Source organism: Streptomyces sp. CA-111067 (assembly GCF_050956065.1).
Classification (GTDB): Bacteria; Actinomycetota; Actinomycetes; order Streptomycetales; family Streptomycetaceae; genus Actinacidiphila.
Window position 1 is genome coordinate 3,515,759 of record NZ_CP192103.1, and the last position, 16,564, is coordinate 3,532,322.

Sequence of the window (16,564 nt, forward strand, 5' to 3'; positions counted from 1 at the left end):
GTATGGACGATCTTGAGACCGCGCGGCTGGTGCTGCATCCGCTCACCGCCGCCGAGGCGCAGCGGCTCCTCACCCGGGAGCCGGGAGCGGGTGACCGCTGGGGGCCGGGGTATCCCACCGACGGGGACCTGGCCGGGGCCCGCCGCTTCCTCGGGATCCGGGGCGCGACCGGCGACCCCGGAGTGTTCTGCTGCTACGAGATCCGGCACCGCGCCGGCGGTGAGGCGATCGGCGGCCTCGACTTCCACGGGCCGGCCGACGACGAAGGCGCCGTCACCATCGGCTACGGCCTGATCCCGGCGGCACGCGGCCACGGCTACGCCGCCGAGGCGCTGCGCGCGCTCCTCGTGCTGGCCCGCGCCCACGGCGCCACCCGCGTGCTGGGGGACGCCGACGCCTCCAACGTCGCCTCCCAGCGGGTGATGGCCGCCGCGGGCATGCGCCAGGTCGCGGCCACCGACCAGCTGACGTTCTTCGCCATCAGTTGGCCGGAGCCGTGATCGAACGGCCCGCTCACTCCTTGGCGAGCACCACCGCCGTGCCGTAGGCGCAGACCTCCGTGCCCACGTCCTGCGCGTCCGTGACGTCGAACCGCATCATCAGCACCGCGTTGGCGCCGCGCGCCTGTGCCTGCTCGATGAGGCGCTCCATCGCCTGGTTGCGGGTCTGCACCAGGGTCTTGGTCAGACCCTTCAGCTCGCCGCCGACCATCGACTTCAGGCCCGCGCCGATCTGGCTGCCCAGGTGCCGGGAGCGGACGGTCAGCCCGAACACCTCGCCGATCACCCGTTCCACCCGGAAGCCCGGTGCCTCGTTCGTGGTGACCACGAGGATCGCCGCGCCCTGTTCCTGTCCACCGCCGAAATCTTCGATTCCCATGGAGGGAAGCCTGCCCCGCCACGCGCAGCCACGCATGCGCGAGCCCGCCGCGCTACTCCAGCCGCGCTACTCCAGCCGGGGCTGCTCGGCCGGCGCCGGGCAGATCCGGCGGCCGTCCTGGTCGAAGACGTACAGGTGCGCGAGGTCCACCAGCAGCGGCACCCGGTCGCCGCGCCGTACCCGGATGTCGGGGCCGGTACGCACCACCAGGTCACCGGTCTCCGTCACCGGTGCGGACGGCCGGTCCATCACCGAGACCGGGCCGTGCCCGGCGGCGTGCGCCGGCTTCGGCGGGGTTCCCTTGAACGCGTCGAAGCCGGAGTCAGAACCCGAACCGTCGGAACCCGAGGCCGCCCCCGCGGCGGCCCCCGACCCCGACCCGTCCCGCTCCATCACGCTCGCCTGTATCCGCCGGGCCGCCTTCTGCGCCAGCTTGCCGAGGCCCACGCCGGCGCTGTGGCCGCCGTGTCCGTTGCCGTTCGCCGCCCGCCGGGCCGCGGATCTGGACAGCGTCCCGGTCGGCCGCGGCGCCTCCAGCTCGGGGACGACGGCCGGCCGCGACCCGGTGTTCAGGTGCACCAGCGACTCGTGCCCCTGGTACTCCACGTGCTCCACGATCCCGCTGAGCACCACCTCGCCGGCGTGCGCCTGGCTGGGCTGGGCGATCCGTACCGCCTCCGAGCGCAGGCCGACGATGATCGGCCGGTTCTGCTGGATCCGCAGCATCTGGTGGTCCAGGCTGAGCGGCTCGGGCAGCCCGAGCCGCTGCCGGCCGAAGTCGATCCACATCCCGCCGCCGAGCGGGGCGAGCACGGTCGCCTGGAGCAGGTTGATCCGCGGGGTGCCGACGAACGCGGCGACGAACACGTTCTCCGGCAGGTGGTACGCCTCCCGCGGGCTGCTGATCTGCTGGAGTACGCCGCTGCGCATGATCGCGACCCGGTCGCCGAGCGACATCGCCTCGGCCTGGTCGTGCGTGACGTACACGGTGGTGACGCCCATGCCGTGGGTGAGCCGGGCGATCTCGGCCCGCAGGTGGGCGCGCAGCTTGGCGTCGAGGTTGGACAGCGGCTCGTCCATCAGGAAGACCGACGGGTGCCGGGAGATCGCCCGGCCCATCGCGACCCGCTGGCGTTCACCACCGGACAGCTGGCCGGGGTAGCGGTCGAGGATCTCCTCGATGCCGAGGATCCTCGCGGTCTCGTCCACCCGCGGGCCGGCGTCGGCGCCGGGCATCTCGAAGCGGAGTGGGAAGCCGATGTTCTCCCTGCTGGTCATGCTCGGGTAGAGAGCGAAGTTCTGGAAGACCATCGCCATCCGGCGGTCGCCGGGCGCGAGATCGTTGGAGTATTCGCCGTCGAGCAGCAGCTCACCGGTGGTGATGTCCTCAAGGCCCGCGATCATCCGCAGGACGGTGGACTTGCCGCAGCCCGAAGGCCCCAGCAGCACCAGGAACTCCCCTGGTGCGATGTCCAGCGAGAACCGGTCCACGGCCGGGGACGGCTGCTTCGGGTAGAACTTCGAAACTTCGTGCAGGGTGATGGCGCGAGTCATAACGGGAGCCGCCAGGTGGTCGGACGCGGTGACGGGGCACGTGGGGGGAGACGCGATGCTGCGCAGAAGGTAGTCCACTTCGGCAGGTTGCGAAACGTTTGTATCAACACTGGATTGATAGTTTTGATCCCGTGACGAACATCGCGCTCGGTCCGAGCTGGCTCGACCCCGACCATCTGATCAACACGTACGGCCTGTGGGGCGTGCTGCTGATCGTGTTCGCCGAGTCGGGACTCCTGATCGGATTCTTCCTGCCCGGCGATTCGCTGCTGTTCACCACGGGTCTGCTCGTCGCGGGCGGCACCCTCGACCGCCCGCTGTGGCTGGTGGCGCTGCTGATCGCGGTGGCCGCCGTGGCCGGCCAGCAGGTCGGCTACCTGTTCGGACGCAAGGTGGGCCCCTCGCTGTTCAGACGGCCGGATTCCCGGCTGTTCAAGATGGAGAACATCGAGAAGGCGCACGCGTTCTTCGAGCACCACGGGCCCAAGGCGATCGTCATGGCGTGCTTCGTCCCGGTGGTGCGGACCTTTACGCCGATCGTCGCCGGCGTCAGCCGAATGAACTACCGCACCTTTGTCACCTTCAACCTCATCGGCGGTTCGATGTGGGGCGCGGGTGTGACGCTGCTCGGTTACTGGCTCGGCCAGATCGATTTCGTGGCGAAGAACATCGAGGCGATTCTCGTCCTGGTGGTGCTGGTGTCGGTGCTGCCGCTCGTCATCGAGTACCTGCGGTCGCGGCGCAAGGCGCAGCGCGGCGGGTCGGACGGCCCGTCCGGCGGTCCCTCGGGCGGCGGCACCGGCGGCCCCGGTGGCGGGTCCGCCGGGATGGTCGCGGGGACGGCGGCGGACGGCGTTCTGGACGGCGCCGCGGACGGCGCTGTGCGGCCGTCCGAGACGGCGACGGGGATGGCCCAGCGGGCCGGCGGCCGGCACCGCGCGCAGAAGCGCTGAGCCGGGAGCGGTCGGTGTCGGAGGAGGAAGGCGGGGGAGGCGGCGGCCATGCCGAGGGCGTGCGGTCCGGGTTCACGCCGCCCGAGGGCTACCCCGTGCTGCCGCCGCCCCCGTACGGCGGCAGCGCCTTCACCCCGCCGGACGGCTTCCCGGTCGTCGTCCTGCCGCCCGACGACGCCCGCTGGCAGGACCGGATGCGGGCCATGGTCCGGCTGCCGGTCACCGAGCGGCCCGCGCCCGTACCGCCCGCCGGCCGCCCCGAGCCCGAACCGGCCGCCGTCCCCGTACCGCGGGTGCTCGACCTCACGCTGCGGATCGGCGAGCTGCTGCTGTCGGGCGGCGAGGGCGCGGAGGACGTCGAGGCGGCGATGCTCGGCGTGGCGTACGCGTACGGACTCGCCCGGGTCGAGCCGAATGTCACGTTCACCCTGCTGGGCGTGTCCTACCAGCCGTCGCTGACCGACCTGCCGGTCACCATGAGCCGTACGGTGCGCCGGCGCGGCACCGACTACACCCGGCTGGCCGCGGTCTTCCAGCTGGTGGACGAGATCACCGCGCACGAGGCCACGCTGGAGGACGCGTACCGCACGCTCGCCGACATCCGGCGCAACCGGCACCCGTACGGCACCTGGGTGCTCACCGGGGCGTCGGGACTGCTCGCGGGCGCGGCCAGCCTGCTGGTCGGCGGCAACTTGATCATCTTCGTGGCCGCCGCGCTGGCCGCGATGCTCGGCGACCGGCTGGCCTGGCTGCTGGCCGGGCGCGGGCTGCCGGAGTTCTACCAGTTCGCGGTGGCCGCGATGCCGGCCGCCGCGATGGGCGTGCTGATCGACCGCTACGCGCACTGGATCCCGGGCGCGGCCGGCGTGCAGTCCTCCGCGGTGATCACCGGTGGGCTGTTCGCGCTGCTGCCCGGACGCGCGCTGGTCGCCGCCGTGCAGGACGGGCTGACCGGCTTCTACATCACCGCGTCCGCCCGGCTGCTCGAAGTGATGTACCTGGTGGTCGGCATCGTGATCGGGGTGACCCTGGTCCTCTACGCGGGCTTCAAGCTCGGCGCCGACCTCAACCCCGACCAGGCGCTGCGCGCGTACGACCACCCGTGGGTGCAGCTGGTCGCCGCGATGGTGCTGACGCTCGCGTTCGCGGTGCTCCTTCAGTGCGAACGGGGTGTGCTGGTGCTCGCCACCCTCAACGGCGGCGTCGCCTGGACGGTCTACGGCGTGCTGCACCAGCAGGCGCACGGCAACCAGGTCGCGAGCACGGCGGCCGCGGCCGGCCTGGTCGGCCTCTTCGGCCAGCTGATGGCCCGCTACCGGTACGTGTCCGTGCTCCCGTACGTGACCGCGGCGATCGGCCCGCTCCTCCCCGGTTCGGCGACGTACTTCGGGCTGCTGGCGTTCACCCAGAACCACACGGACGAGGGGTTCACGCTTCTGACGCGGGCGGCGGCTCTGGCGCTCGCGCTGGCGATCGGGGTGAACCTCGGGAACGAGGTGGCGCGCCTCGTGCTGCGGACGCCGGGGCCGGCGGGGCCGCGGGGGGCCGCGAAGCGGACCCGTGGGTTTTAGCGAACCCAGGCCGGGGAGTCGGCCGGCCGACGGCCTCGACCGCGACGGGCGGGGCCCGTCCCCCGGCTTTCCCGCCGTCGTGGCTTGTCGCGCAGTTCCCCGCGCCCCTACGGGGCGCATGCTGGCCGGGTTGGCAACTCCTTGCTCAGCAGCGTGCCCCGGGGGCCGAAGCCGGCGGCGGAGTAGAAGCGGGTGGCGGCGGTGTTGGGCGCGAAGATGCCGGCGTAGAGGACGACGATGCCGCGCTCGACGGCGCCCCGCTCGATCGCGGCGACCAGGGCGGCGCCGACGCCTTCGCCTCGGTGGCCGTCGAGGACGACGGTGTGGATCTCGGCGGCGGGGCGCGGGATCAGGATCTGGTGGTCAGGGGGGAGGGCGAGGGGGACGAGTTCGGCCATGCCGACGACGCGGGTCTCGTTCTCGGCGACGAGGACGAGGCTGTCGGAGCCGCCGGAGAGCAACGCGTCGAAGTGCCGGCGCACGGCCTCGGCGTCGGGCAGCCGATAGAGCCCCGGATCGAGCTCGACATGCCGCTCGGCGTTGGCGATCCGCAGCCCGACGAGCGCGTCACGATCCCCGACCCCGGCCCGTCTGACCCGCATCTCCATCCCGGCACCCTACGGCCCCGCCGTCATGGGTGGGCGCGATGGTTAGAGGTCGGTGACCGTGAAGTCCCCCAGGGACGCGATCAGTTGGTGGGCGCGGACCCAGCGCAGGTGTGGGTCGCCGAAGCGGACCTGTGCCGTGTCCACGGCGACGGGTTCCGGTCCGAGCGAGGAGTACCGGACGCCGAGAACGCCCCACAGGGCGTACGACCGCACCCGTACCGCGACCCAGGCCGGGCGCAGGTGGGGGCAGCCGCGTACTGACTGGTGCGCGCAGGGCACGCACACCGGCGGATGCGCCGTCAGTTCGTCCCCGCGCCGCAACTCATGGGCGTCGGCGTCCAGCAGCCACAGCACCCCGTCCCGGTTGCGGTCGGCCGGCCCGCCGCAGATCTGGCACCGCAGACCACCCATCGCCAGCCGCTGCCGCAGCGAATGGACCTTCCCGAACTCCGGCCTTCCCCGCCCCGGCTCCGAGACCGTGCGCGTCCAGAGGACACCCAACTCACGATCGAACGCCCGCTCGTGGGCGAACCCGACGCCACGCCCGCCGCGCCGGACCACCACCGGCACATCGAGATCCTTCTCCCCGCTCCACCGCGTGACGTACGGCACCCTTACCGGTGCGCGGCGGGCATCTCCGGCCCGGATGGTGTCAGGGGCCGAGGTCTCCGACTGCGATACATCGTTCATGGGCCTAGAATGACGCCGGAATGTCGCCTCACGTAACGTCACCGCCGGTGTCGGAACGACGACACAGGGGGCGTCATTTCGGTGTCAATGCCGCCGTCAGAGAGCTAGCGTGAACCCATGGCCACACCCAACAGCGCCCTGCGGGCCACCCGCATGAGCCTGCTCATGTCCCAGGACGACTTCGCCCGCGCCCTGCGGGAAGCGGGCCGGCGTGCAGGACACCCCAACGACGCGTCCAAGCGGCTCGTACAGCGCTGGGAGGCGGGCATTTCCCTGTCCCCGCGCCCGGCCTACGCCCGCGCGCTGGAAGCCGTCACCGGACTGCCCATAGAAGTCCTCGGCTTCCCGGCCGCCGTTCCCCAAGCCCACGTCTCAGACGACGGAAAGGGCGGCCACGACCTGGTCGAATCGCCCACCGGCATCGCCGCTTCACAAGGGATGCCGACCGCACAACCGGCACCCCGGGGCAACTACTCCGGAGTATGGCTGTCGCGCTACGAGTACGTCTCCTCCAGCAGGGACAACCAGGTGTTCACCGGCCTGCACTACGCCGTCATCCTGCAGCACGCCAACCGGCTGACCGTACGCAGCCTGCCCGGCTCCTCGGACTCACCGCTCACGATGGACCTGACCGTGGACGGCAACGTCATCACCGGAACCTGGGTCGAACAAACGGCAGAGGACGGCCACTACCGGGGCGCCCGCTACCACGGCGCCATCCAGCTCCTCGCCGAACCCACCGGACGCCGGCTGACCGGCAAATGGGTCGGCTTCGGCACCGAGATGGACGTCAACACCGGCCCGTGGGAGCTCATCTTCCAGGACGCCTCGACCACCAAGGCCACTCTGGACAACTACAACCGCCGCCCGGCGCCCTGACGCGGGGGCACGTAAGCACCGAAGCCAGACAGGTCCGGGCCGCGTCCGGGGGTTTGGGTCGGTTTGCTGGGAAGTGGGCGTTATGGTGACGCCGTGGTCACTACCGCTCCCACCACGGCCCGGCGCCTGCTGCCCCTGCTCGGGCCCGCTGTCGCCGTCGGGGTCGGCGCCGCGCTCGTGCTGCTCGGGGTCAGCGTCGTCGCGGAGAAGTTGCAGCATGTGCTGTGGGGGAACCTGCCTGACGCGCTCGGGGTCGGGCGGTACTCCATCGGCTGGATGCTCGCCGTCCTCACGGCGACCGGGATCGCCGTCGGGCTCGTCGTCTGGAAGGCTCCGGGGCATGCCGGGCCCGATCCGGCGACGACGGGGCTGGTGGATCCGCCGCTCGGCGTCCCCGTGCTGCCGGGGCTCCTGGTCGCCACCGCGCTCGCCCTCGCCGGCGGGGTGAGCCTGGGTCCTGAGAACCCGATCACCGCGGTGAACGTCGCCCTCGCCTGCGCGCTGGGCAAGCGCTTCGCCACTCCCGTCCCCGCCGAGATCTGGATCATGCTCGCCGCCGCCGGCACGATCGGCGCGCTGTTCGGCACCCCCGTCGGCGCCGCGCTGATCATCGGCGAGACGCTCGCCGCCCGTCCCGCCCCGGGCGCGCTGTGGGACAAGCTGTTCGCCCCGCTGGCCGCGGCCGGCGCCGGCTCGCTGACGATGGTGCTGATCTCGCACCCGTCGTTCGACATCAACCTGCCGCCGTTCACGAAGCCCGGGTACGGCGACATCCTGGCCGCCCTGGTGATCTCCACGGTCGGCGCCGCCCTCGGGCTCGTGCTGGTCTACGCGTTCCCGTACGCGCACACCGCCTTCCGCCGGCTGCGGAACCCGCTGCTGATGCTGACCGCCGGCGGCCTGACGCTGGGTCTGCTCGGCGCGCTCGGCGGCAAGCTGACGCTCTTCAAGGGTCTCGACGAGGTGAAGACCCTCGCCGCGCACCCGGACGCGTACTCCACCGGCCGGCTCGCCCTGCTGACCGGCGTGAAGCTGGCCGCCCTGCTGGTGGCCGCCGCCTGCGGCATGCGCGGCGGCCGGATCTTCCCCGCGGTCTTCGTCGGGGCGGCGCTCGGGCTGTTCGCGCACGCGGTCGTCCCGGCTGTGCCGCCCGCGCTCGGCGTCACCTGCGCGGTGCTCGGCGTGCTGCTGGCGATCACCCGGCAGGGCTGGCTGAGCCTGTTCACGGCGGCGGTCCTGGTCGCGGACACCGCCGTCCTGCCGATCCTGTGCCTGGCGATGCTCCCGGCGTGGCTGCTGGTCACCGGCCGCCCGCAGATGCAGCTGAACGAGGACGGCACCTCGCTCAGGTGACCCGCTCAGGTGACCCGCTGAGGTGACCCCGGTCAGGTGATCCCGCGAAGGCGAGGCCGCCCCGGCGAGCCGACCGGTCCGCGACGCGCCCGCCGTGCCCGCCCTGACGTCCCGCGGCCCCTGACGTAGCGTCGGACGCAGTCGTACGACACCCCAGGCCGGGAGGCACCCCGGCCGCCGGCCGGAAGGCACCGCGCATGTCCCTGCACAAAGGAACGGGCTCGTCCCGCGAGATCGCCGTCAACCCGTTCATCGGCGAGGCCGACCCGGTCGGCGGCATGACCACGGCGCCGCCCAAGCACCGGCTGCCGGACGGCCCGATGACGCCCTCGGCCGCGTACCAGCTGGTGCACGACGAGCTGATGCTCGACGGCAACTCGCGGCTGAACCTGGCCACGTTCGTCACCACCTGGATGGAACCGCAGGCCGCCGTGCTGATGACCGAGTGCGCCGACAAGAACATGATCGACAAGGACGAGTACCCGCGCACCGCCGAGCTGGAGCGGCGCTGCGTGGCGATACTGGCCGACCTGTGGAACGCCCCCGACCCCGCCTCGGCGGTCGGCTGCTCCACCACCGGCTCGTCCGAGGCGTGCATGCTGGCCGGCCTGGCGCTCAAGCGCCGCTGGTCCAAGCGCACCCCCGGCTATCCGGCGAGCGCCCGGCCGAACCTGGTGATGGGCGCGAACGTGCAGGTGTGCTGGGAGAAGTTCTGCGCGTTCTGGGAGGTCGAGGCCCGGATGGCGCCGATGACCGGCGACCGGCTGCACCTGGACGCCGACGCCGCGATCGCGCTCTGCGACGAGAACACCATCGGCGTCGTCGCCATCCTCGGCTCCACCTTCGACGGGTCCTACGAGCCCGTCGCCGAGATCTGCGCCGCCCTGGACGCGTACCAGGAGCGGACCGGCACCGACATCCCCGTCCACGTGGACGGCGCCTCCGGCGCGATGATCGCACCGTTCCTCGACGAGGACCTGGTGTGGGACTTCCGGCTGCCGCGGGTGGCGTCGATCAACACCTCGGGGCACAAGTACGGCCTGGTCTACCCGGGGGTCGGCTGGGCGCTGTGGCGGGACACCGAGTCGCTGCCCGAGGAGCTGGTCTTCCGGGTCAACTACCTCGGCGGCGACATGCCGACCTTCGCGCTGAACTTCTCCCGCCCCGGCGCCCAGGTGGTGGCCCAGTACTACAGCTTCCTGCGGCTCGGCCGGGACGGCTACCGCGCGGTGCAGCAGACCAGCCGGGACGTGGCGCGCTCGCTGGCCGCCCGGTTCGCCGAGCTGGACGACTTCCAGCTGGTCAGCAAGGGCGAGGAGTTGCCGGTCTTCGCGGTCACCACCGCGCCGCACGTGACGGCGTTCGACGTGTTCGACGTCTCGCGGCGGCTGCGCGAGCACGGCTGGCTGGTGCCCGCGTACACCTTCCCCGCCGACCGGGAGGACCTGGCGGTGCTGCGGGTGGTGTGCCGCAACGGCTTCTCGGAGGACCTGGCGGACCTGCTGATGAGCGACCTGGGCCAGCTGCTGCCGGAACTGCGCCGCCAGCCGCACCCGTTGAACCGCCCCGAGCAGGTGGCGACGGCGTTCCACCACTGACCGCTGACCGCCCACCGGGCGTTCGCCGCTCGCGGGCGGTTCGAACGCCCGCGAGCGGACAGACCCCCACCACCGACCCACACGCAACCGAAAGGCGGGCCCCATGGCCGAGCACACATACCGGGTGACGGAGATCGTCGGCACCTCCCACGAGGGCATCGACCAGGCCGTGCGCAACGGCGTCAAGCGCGCGGCGCAGACCCTGCGGGGACTGGACTGGTTCGAGATCACCGAGGTCCGCGGGCACATCGTGGACGGCGAGGTGGAGCACTTCCAGGTGGGCATGAAGGTGGGGTTCCGGCTGGAGGAGACGGAGAGCGGCGTGCAGTAGCCCTGCGGGCGGCGGGCCCCGGGCCCCGGGCGGGTACGGCCGGGGCCCGGGCGGGTACGGCCGGGGCCCGGGCGGGTACGGCCGGGGCCCTTCTGACGGGGCCTCGGACGCGCCACGCGGACGCGTCCCCGCCACGGCTCCCCCTCACAGCTCCCTCTGACGGGCGGCGCCCGGACGGCGTATCAGTAGTAGCGGCAATCGACAGATCATCAGATCATTTTGTCGTTAAGGCGGGTATTTGTCGGATCAGCCGGATCCACTGGCCGGCTCCCGCCGTGAACGCTGACGCTGACGCACTCGGGAGCCGCCATGAGCCAGGAACCGCCCGCATCCCCGCCGCCCCCGCCGGGTTCCAAGCCGCCCGGCTCCACCGGCCCCACCCCGCCGGGACCGTCCGGCCCCTCCGGCCCGTCGGGCCCCGGCGGCCGGACCGCCCCGCCCCCGCCACCGTCCGGCCGCGGCGGGCAGCGCGACCCGCGCCAGGACTGGGCGGCCGGCGGCGCCGTCTTCGCCGGCACGCTGCTGCTCATCTCGGGCGTGCTCGCCGTCCTCGAAGGCATCGTCGGCATCGCCAGGGACTCCGTCTACGTGTCGACCCGCAACTACACGTACGAGTTCAGCACCACCTCCTGGGGCTGGATCCACCTGGTGCTCGGCGTCATCGCCGTCCTCGTCGGATACGGCCTGCTGCACGGCGACTCGTGGGCGCGGTACGCCGGTATCGGGCTGGCCGGGCTGAGCCTGATCGCCAACTTCATGTTCCTGCCGTACCAGCCCGTGTGGTCGGTGATCATGATCGGCATCGACCTCTACGTGATCTGGGCGCTGGCCGTCTACCACCCCCTGAACGCCGGCCGCGCCGGCCACACCGGCCCTGGCGGCCACGCGGGAGGCACGCTGTGACGTCGTACACCCCCATCCCCAGCCTCGAAGCGCTGCGCCGCTGCACCGTCGCGGTGGACATCGGCGCGTCCCGCACCCGGGTGTTCCTGCGCGGCGGCGGCCTGATCGCCGACGAGCCGAGCGTGGCCGCCGTCGACATCCGCACCGGCGCGCTGATCGCCGTCGGCGCCCGGGCCGAGCAGATGGCCGGCCGCACCCCGCAGCACATCCGGGTGGTCCGGCCGGTGGCCGGCGGCGCCATCGTGGACATCTCCATGGCGCAGCGGATGCTGCGGCACGTGCTCGGCGACAAGCTCGGCAAGCGCTGGCGCCGGATGTCGGTGGCCCGCGGCCTGCCGGTGATGCGGGCGGCCGTGTGCATGCCGCACGGCAGCGAGCCGATCGCCCGGCGGGCGGCGATCGAGACGCTGTACGGGCTCGGCGCGCGCCGCGTCGAACTGGTGGACACGCTGATCGCCGCGGCCGTCGGCTGCGGGCTGCCGGTGGAGCACCCCGAGGCCACGATGATCGTGGTGTGCGGGGCCGGTACGACGCAGGTGGCGGTGCTGTCGCTCGGCGCGATCGTGGCGGCCGAGACGGTGCCGGTGGGCGGCGACGCGATCGACCGCGCGGTGGTGCAGCACCTGCGCAACGCGCACGAGCTGATGCTCCCGAGCCAGTCCGTACGCCCGCTGCACCAGATGCTCGGCGAGCCGGCGAGCGGCGGCACGGTCACGACGGAGGTGCACGGCCGCGACGTGGTGAGCGGCCTGGCCCGCTCGGTCCGCGTGGAGACCGAGGGAGTCCGCCACGCGATGCGCACCCCGCTGACGTCCGTGCTCGACGCGATCACGACGGTGCTGCGCCACTGCCCGCCGGATCTGGTGGCCGACCTGGCCGACCGCGGCATCATGCTCGCGGGCGGCAGCGCCCTGATGCCCGGCCTTGACCTGATGCTCCGCCAGGCGACGGGGATGCCGGTGCATGTGGCCGACCGGCCGGACACGGTGGCGGTGCAGGGGTTGGGGGCGATGATTGAGGGGAAGGTGCGGCCGATGGTGCTTGATCCTCTGACGGCCTGAACCCCACCCGGCGGGGTGGCCCGCCTCGACCCGGGACCGCGCCCCCGGTGGGGGCTCCCGAGAACCCACCCGACGGGGTGGCCCGCGCTGTCCCGGGACCGCGCCCCCGGTGGGGGCTCCCGAGAACCCACCCGGCGGGGTGGCCCGCGCTGTCCCGGGACCGCGCCCCCGGTGGGGGCTTGTCGCGCAGTTCCCCGCGCCCCTTTGGGGCACGTCGTGGCGGGCGTTGGACGCGAGCGGACCGCATTTAAGGGGCGCGGGGAACTGCGCCACCAGCCACGACGGCGGCGCGGACGACAACGGGCCGGAACCACCCCTAGGAGCGCGGGGCTGTAGTTGGATTTGCGGCTGCCGCCGCGTGGGCGCCACCAGCCACGACGGCGGCGCGGGCGGCCGGTGAACCGGGAGCGGGACGCGGAAAAGCTAGAAGCGGGCGCGGTCCGCCGCGGATCGGCCCGCTTGCCAGCCGTCCTCGTCGCGGGCCTTCAGGCGGGACGTGGTCGTCGTCGGGAAGAGTCGTCGTCTGGCCGTCCGGACGGCCAGATCCCGCGCCGCCAGGGCAGGCAGAAGCTCGCCTTCCGCGCGGGCGGACGAACCGACCTCCGCCTCGGTCGCCGCCACCAGCCGCCCCCGGATCCGCCCGGCGTAGGCGATCAGGAACGACTCCCTGAACTCCCGCGAGCGCGCAGCGCCCAGCGCCCGGTCCGCCTGGACGAGCAGCGACGTGTACAGCAGCTCGACCGCGTCGAGATCAGCCTCGTACCCCACCACCGTCGAGAACCCGAAGTCCCCTGACCACACCGCCTCGCAGCGGTTCGCCACCGCGACGGCGTCGAGCAGCAGCGCCTTCGCGCCCTCGTAGGGCCGGTCCACCCCGATCCGGCGGAAGCCGGGGCCGCCGGGGGCGCCGGCGTCCGAGCCGTGCGTGGCGGCGAGCAGCGCGGCGTCGATGCTGTGCCGGGCCATCAGGTGCTGCGCCTTCGCGGACAGCGCCTCCGCCTCCTCCGGGAAGCCGGTGGATTCCGCTTTCGCGAGCAGCGCCCGCACGCGCCCGAGCATTTTTCCGGCGGAGCCGGTGGGGGCGGGGGTCGCCGGGCGCTGCGGGGCGGTGATCCGGGGGAGGCGGCCGTACAGGCACAGGACCTCCACGAGGAGGACGGCCGTACGGAAACGGTCCAGCCGTTCGGCTGCGGCGAAGTCGGTGAGCGACGTCTCGCCGAGTGCGGCGGCGAGCCGCTGATGCCGGGGGGTCAGCTCCCGGCCGGCCATCCGGACCAGGTCGGCGGGCTCCCACCCGCGCCCGGCACACTCCCGCAGCACCCGCCCGGTGACCCGGCCCGCGACCCGGTCCCACGTGTCGCCCGCGGCGGCCAGGACGGAGGCGGCTCCATCCACGTCATCGCCTGCGGCGGCCAGGGCGCGTGCGTACGCCTGCTCGAACTCATCCACGCTCCCATTCTCCCCGCCCCGTCGAGCGCCCCCGCCCCCGGCCGTCGATCATCCGCGGCACCGTCGTGGCTGAGCGCGCCGTTCCCCGCGCCCCTTGCGGGGCCCACCGGCCGTCGATCATCCGCGCCGCCGTCGTAGCTTGTCGCGCAGTTCCCCGCGCCCCTACGGGGCTCGATCGGGGTCACGCTGATCAGCGCGCATCGGGTTGCGTCTCCGACGTCGAGGAACGCTCCCGGCGCAACGTGCCCCGTCAGGGGCGCGGGGAACTGCGCGCTCAGCCCCCACCGGGCCGCAGGTCGGGAACGACAGGATGCGCCCGAAGGGGCGCGGGGAACTGCGCGCTCAGCCACGACGGCGGCGCGCTCGACAAGCGAGCCGGGACCACCCCAAGGGGCGCGGGGAACTGCGCCGCCAAGCACGACGGCGGCGCGCCCGGCCGGCGGAGCGGGAGCGGCGCCGGGGCCCCGGGCCCCCGGGGGCTAACCGGGGGGAGGGGATTCGCCCTGGGCTACCTCGATCGAGCCGTGGAGGTCCGCCGCAGCCTCAAGCGCGCACACCGCCGACACCGCCAAGCACCCCAAAAGCACGGCCGCTATCGCCCGCACCCCCCGTCCCCCCACATGCCGCGCCCCCGCCGTGTCGGCGGCCAGCAGCGCCGCCACCCGCCGTGGCACGGGGCCCGCCGCAGCGGGGAGCGCCGCGTGCGGGCGCAGTACCGGGCGGGAGGCCAGGGCCGCGCGGCCGATCGCGCGAGCGGCGACGCGGCGGTCGCCGACGGCCGTCGCCGCGGACTCGTCGGCCCACCGCTCCAGCGCGTACGACAGCGGCCCGCGCAGCATCCGCAGCGCGGGATGGCACGCGCACGCCAGCGCGACGGCGGTCAGGAAGAGATGGTGGCGCCCGGCCAGGTGCGCGCGTTCGTGCGCGAGGAGCGCCTCCCGTTCGGCCGGGTCGAGCGCGCGCAGCATGCCCGTGGTGACGACGATCCGCCCGGGCCGGCCGGGCAGCGCGTACGCGTCGGCTCCCGCGTCCTGGACGACGGTCAGATCGCCCGCCGCCGTTCCTTCCGCCACCGCGGCCCGCCGGGCGCGTCCGGCGACGACCACGTGGCGGCGGGCGGTGCGTACCAGCGCCACGACGACCGCGGTCAGCAGCGCCGCGGCCACGCAGGCCGCCGGGATCGTCTCCTGGTCGCCGACCACCGGCAGCACGAGGTGCCCGACCGCGGCCACCGGCGGCAGCCGCAGCGCGCCCGCGCCGGCCAGCAGGCACAGCGCCGCGGTGCTGCACGCGGCGAGCGCGACCGCGGACCCGGCGAGCAGCCAGGCGGCCAGCCGCGGCGGCAGCGCGTCCCCGAGCCGCCGCGCGGCGGGCGCGCCGAGCAGGGGGACGAGCAGCGGCGCCCAGACGGCGTAGTTCACCCCGTGCCCTCCCCACGCGCGGACCGCGCGGAGCCACCCGCGGCCCCCGCCCCGTCCGGGCCCGTCTCCCCCGCGACCTCAGGCGGAGCCGTCCCCGCCTCGGCGAGCAGCTCCCGCAGCACCCGCTCGTCGTCCGGGTCGAGCTGCGAGACGAACCGCGCCAGCACCGTCCCCCGGTCGTCCTCCGCCGACTTGTCCAGCTCCGTGCGCATCCGCCGGGCGGCCAGGCCCGGCGAGTCCTGGACGGGCAGGTAGGCGTAGCCGCGACCCGATCGGGTGCGGCTGACCGAGCCCTTCTCGTGGAGGCGGGCCAGGATCGTGGTGACGGTGGTCCTGGCCAGCGCCGCGCCGAGTTCGCGCTGCACGTCCGCAGGGGTGAGGGCGCGGCCGTCGGCCGCCCAGAGCGCCGCGAGCACGCTCGCTTCCAGCTCGCCCGAAGGACGGCGGGCCGCCGCGTTGGCCTCCGGCATGGATCGCCCCTTCCCGCTCGTTCGTCTACAGTTCTGTAGACCGTCTACACGAATGTAGTCGGCCAGGGTGCCGCGTGCACCCCGACACCCATTATGGGAGGGCCCCACCGCCATGCCCCTGCCCGTGCCGCAGCAAGGCGTCCATGACGCCGTCCACCAGGCCGTGAACGTCCTCGACCCCGGTTCGCTGCTGTCCTCCTTCGGCGCGGTCGGCATCGCCGTCGTGCTGTTCGCCGAGACCGGCCTGCTCATCGGTTTCTTCCTGCCGGGCGACTCGCTGCTGTTCACCGCGGGGCTGCTGTGCGTGCCCGGCGCGTCCGGGGTGGTGCATCTCACGCTGTGGCAGGTGCTGGTCGCCGCCGTCGCGGGGGCGCTGCTCGGCGCGCAGACCGGGTACGTGATCGGGCGGCGCGGCGGCCCGGCGCTGCTCGCGCGGACGCGGAACGCCAAGCTGCACCAGGGCGCGGCCCGCGCCGCCGAACTCCTCGCGCGCTACGGACACGCCAAGGCCGTCGTCCTGGCCCGCTTCGTCCCGGTGGTGCGGACGGTGCTGAATCCGCTGGCCGGCACCCTTGACGTGCCGGTCAGGACGTTCACCGTCTGGCAGGCGGCGGGCGGCACGGTGTGGACGGTCGGGCTCGTGCTCGGCGGGTACGGGCTGGGGTCGTCGATCCCGCACGTGGACACGTATCTGCTGCCGATCGTCGCGGTGATCGTGGTGGTGTCGCTGGTGCCGCTGGTGATCGAGGTGCGGCGGGGCCGCCGCGAGCGGGCGGCGGGGGGCTCGGCCTCCTCCCCGGCGCCCGGGAGTGCCCCGGCGTCCGGGGGTGCCCCGGCCGGCCCG

The 16,564-nt window shown here is 73.6% G+C and carries 16 protein-coding genes and 1 pseudogene; 10 read left to right on the forward strand and 7 right to left on the reverse strand.

The window, feature by feature from the left end; translation table 11 throughout:
• Positions 1-2 precede the first annotated feature (2 nt).
• Positions 3-500, forward strand: coding sequence for a GNAT family N-acetyltransferase (locus ACQPW6_RS15325; RefSeq protein ID WP_433890185.1), 498 nt, complete (start codon positions 3-5; stop codon positions 498-500).
• Between the two features lie 13 nt (positions 501-513).
• Here the strand turns inward: ACQPW6_RS15325 and ACQPW6_RS15330 are convergent, their stop codons facing one another.
• Together ACQPW6_RS15330 and ACQPW6_RS15335 are read right to left on the reverse strand one after the other, a co-directional pair.
• On the reverse strand, positions 514-879 hold the full coding sequence (locus ACQPW6_RS15330; protein WP_433890186.1) for a YbjQ family protein: 366 nt from the start codon (positions 877-879) through the stop codon (positions 514-516).
• A 66-nt stretch (positions 880-945) separates the two neighbouring features.
• Positions 946-2,433 carry an ABC transporter ATP-binding protein gene (locus tag ACQPW6_RS15335; protein ID WP_433890187.1) on the reverse strand — a complete coding sequence of 496 codons (1,488 nt, stop codon included), beginning with the start codon at positions 2,431-2,433 and terminating at the stop codon, positions 946-948.
• 131 nt (positions 2,434-2,564) lie between these two features.
• On the opposite strand from ACQPW6_RS15335, the gene ACQPW6_RS15340 reads away from it, so the two are divergent.
• Together ACQPW6_RS15340 and ACQPW6_RS15345 are read left to right on the forward strand one after the other, a co-directional pair.
• Positions 2,565-3,386: a DedA family protein gene (locus ACQPW6_RS15340; protein ID WP_433890188.1), complete on the forward strand. Its 822-nt coding sequence runs from the start codon at positions 2,565-2,567 to the stop codon at positions 3,384-3,386.
• A 14-nt stretch (positions 3,387-3,400) separates the two neighbouring features.
• Complete coding sequence (locus ACQPW6_RS15345) at positions 3,401-4,957, forward strand: threonine/serine exporter family protein (RefSeq protein WP_433890189.1); 1,557 nt, start codon at positions 3,401-3,403, stop codon at positions 4,955-4,957.
• Positions 4,958-5,064: 107 nt separating this feature from the next.
• Here ACQPW6_RS15345 and ACQPW6_RS15350 read toward each other — a convergent pair whose 3' ends face one another.
• Positions 5,065-5,565: an N-acetyltransferase family protein gene (locus ACQPW6_RS15350; RefSeq protein ID WP_433890190.1), complete on the reverse strand. Its 501-nt coding sequence runs from the start codon at positions 5,563-5,565 to the stop codon at positions 5,065-5,067.
• A gap of 42 nt (positions 5,566-5,607) precedes the next feature.
• On the reverse strand, positions 5,608-6,255 hold the full coding sequence (locus ACQPW6_RS15355; RefSeq protein WP_433890191.1) for a hypothetical protein: 648 nt from the start codon (positions 6,253-6,255) through the stop codon (positions 5,608-5,610).
• A gap of 117 nt (positions 6,256-6,372) precedes the next feature.
• Here ACQPW6_RS15355 and ACQPW6_RS15360 point away from each other — a divergent pair, with 117 nt between their 5' ends.
• The 6 genes from ACQPW6_RS15360 (at position 6,373) to ACQPW6_RS15385 (ending at position 12,380) form a co-directional block, all read left to right on the forward strand.
• A complete protein-coding gene (locus tag ACQPW6_RS15360; protein WP_433890192.1) occupies positions 6,373-7,134 on the forward strand; it encodes a helix-turn-helix domain-containing protein in 762 nt (253 codons plus the stop codon).
• Between the two features lie 93 nt (positions 7,135-7,227).
• The gene (locus ACQPW6_RS15365; protein ID WP_433890193.1) at positions 7,228-8,487 is read left to right on the forward strand and encodes an ion channel protein; all 1,260 of its coding nucleotides are present in this window, start codon (positions 7,228-7,230) and stop codon (positions 8,485-8,487) included.
• Between the two features lie 197 nt (positions 8,488-8,684).
• Entirely contained in the window at positions 8,685-10,085 is a 1,401-nt protein-coding gene (locus ACQPW6_RS15370; protein ID WP_433890194.1) for a glutamate decarboxylase, read from the forward strand.
• Between the two features lie 103 nt (positions 10,086-10,188).
• Positions 10,189-10,416, forward strand: a complete 228-nt coding sequence (locus ACQPW6_RS15375; protein WP_433890195.1) for a dodecin — start codon at positions 10,189-10,191, stop codon at positions 10,414-10,416.
• A gap of 309 nt (positions 10,417-10,725) precedes the next feature.
• On the forward strand, positions 10,726-11,319 hold the full coding sequence (locus ACQPW6_RS15380) for a DUF7144 family membrane protein (RefSeq protein WP_433890196.1): 594 nt from the start codon (positions 10,726-10,728) through the stop codon (positions 11,317-11,319).
• On the forward strand, positions 11,316-12,380 hold the full coding sequence (locus tag ACQPW6_RS15385) for a rod shape-determining protein (RefSeq protein ID WP_433890197.1): 1,065 nt from the start codon (positions 11,316-11,318) through the stop codon (positions 12,378-12,380). Before ACQPW6_RS15380 ends, ACQPW6_RS15385 begins: the two co-directional genes overlap by 4 nt.
• A gap of 423 nt (positions 12,381-12,803) precedes the next feature.
• On the opposite strand, the gene ACQPW6_RS15390 is transcribed toward ACQPW6_RS15385, so the two are convergent.
• From ACQPW6_RS15390 to ACQPW6_RS15400, 3 genes are all read right to left on the reverse strand, one after another.
• Positions 12,804-13,829, reverse strand: coding sequence for a DUF2786 domain-containing protein (locus ACQPW6_RS15390; RefSeq protein ID WP_433890198.1), 1,026 nt, complete (start codon positions 13,827-13,829; stop codon positions 12,804-12,806).
• Between the two features lie 479 nt (positions 13,830-14,308).
• Positions 14,309-15,250 carry a M56 family metallopeptidase gene (locus tag ACQPW6_RS15395; RefSeq protein WP_433890199.1) on the reverse strand — a complete coding sequence of 314 codons (942 nt, stop codon included), beginning with the start codon at positions 15,248-15,250 and terminating at the stop codon, positions 14,309-14,311.
• Complete coding sequence (locus tag ACQPW6_RS15400) at positions 15,247-15,720, reverse strand: BlaI/MecI/CopY family transcriptional regulator (RefSeq protein WP_433890200.1); 474 nt, start codon at positions 15,718-15,720, stop codon at positions 15,247-15,249. The genes ACQPW6_RS15395 and ACQPW6_RS15400 overlap by 4 nt, the downstream gene beginning before the upstream one ends.
• A 112-nt stretch (positions 15,721-15,832) precedes the next feature.
• On the opposite strand from ACQPW6_RS15400, the pseudogene ACQPW6_RS15405 reads away from it, so the two are divergent.
• Positions 15,833-16,501 (forward strand): annotated as a pseudogene (locus ACQPW6_RS15405) (DedA family protein); the annotation flags it as partial.
• Positions 16,502-16,564: the final 63 nt, after the last annotated feature.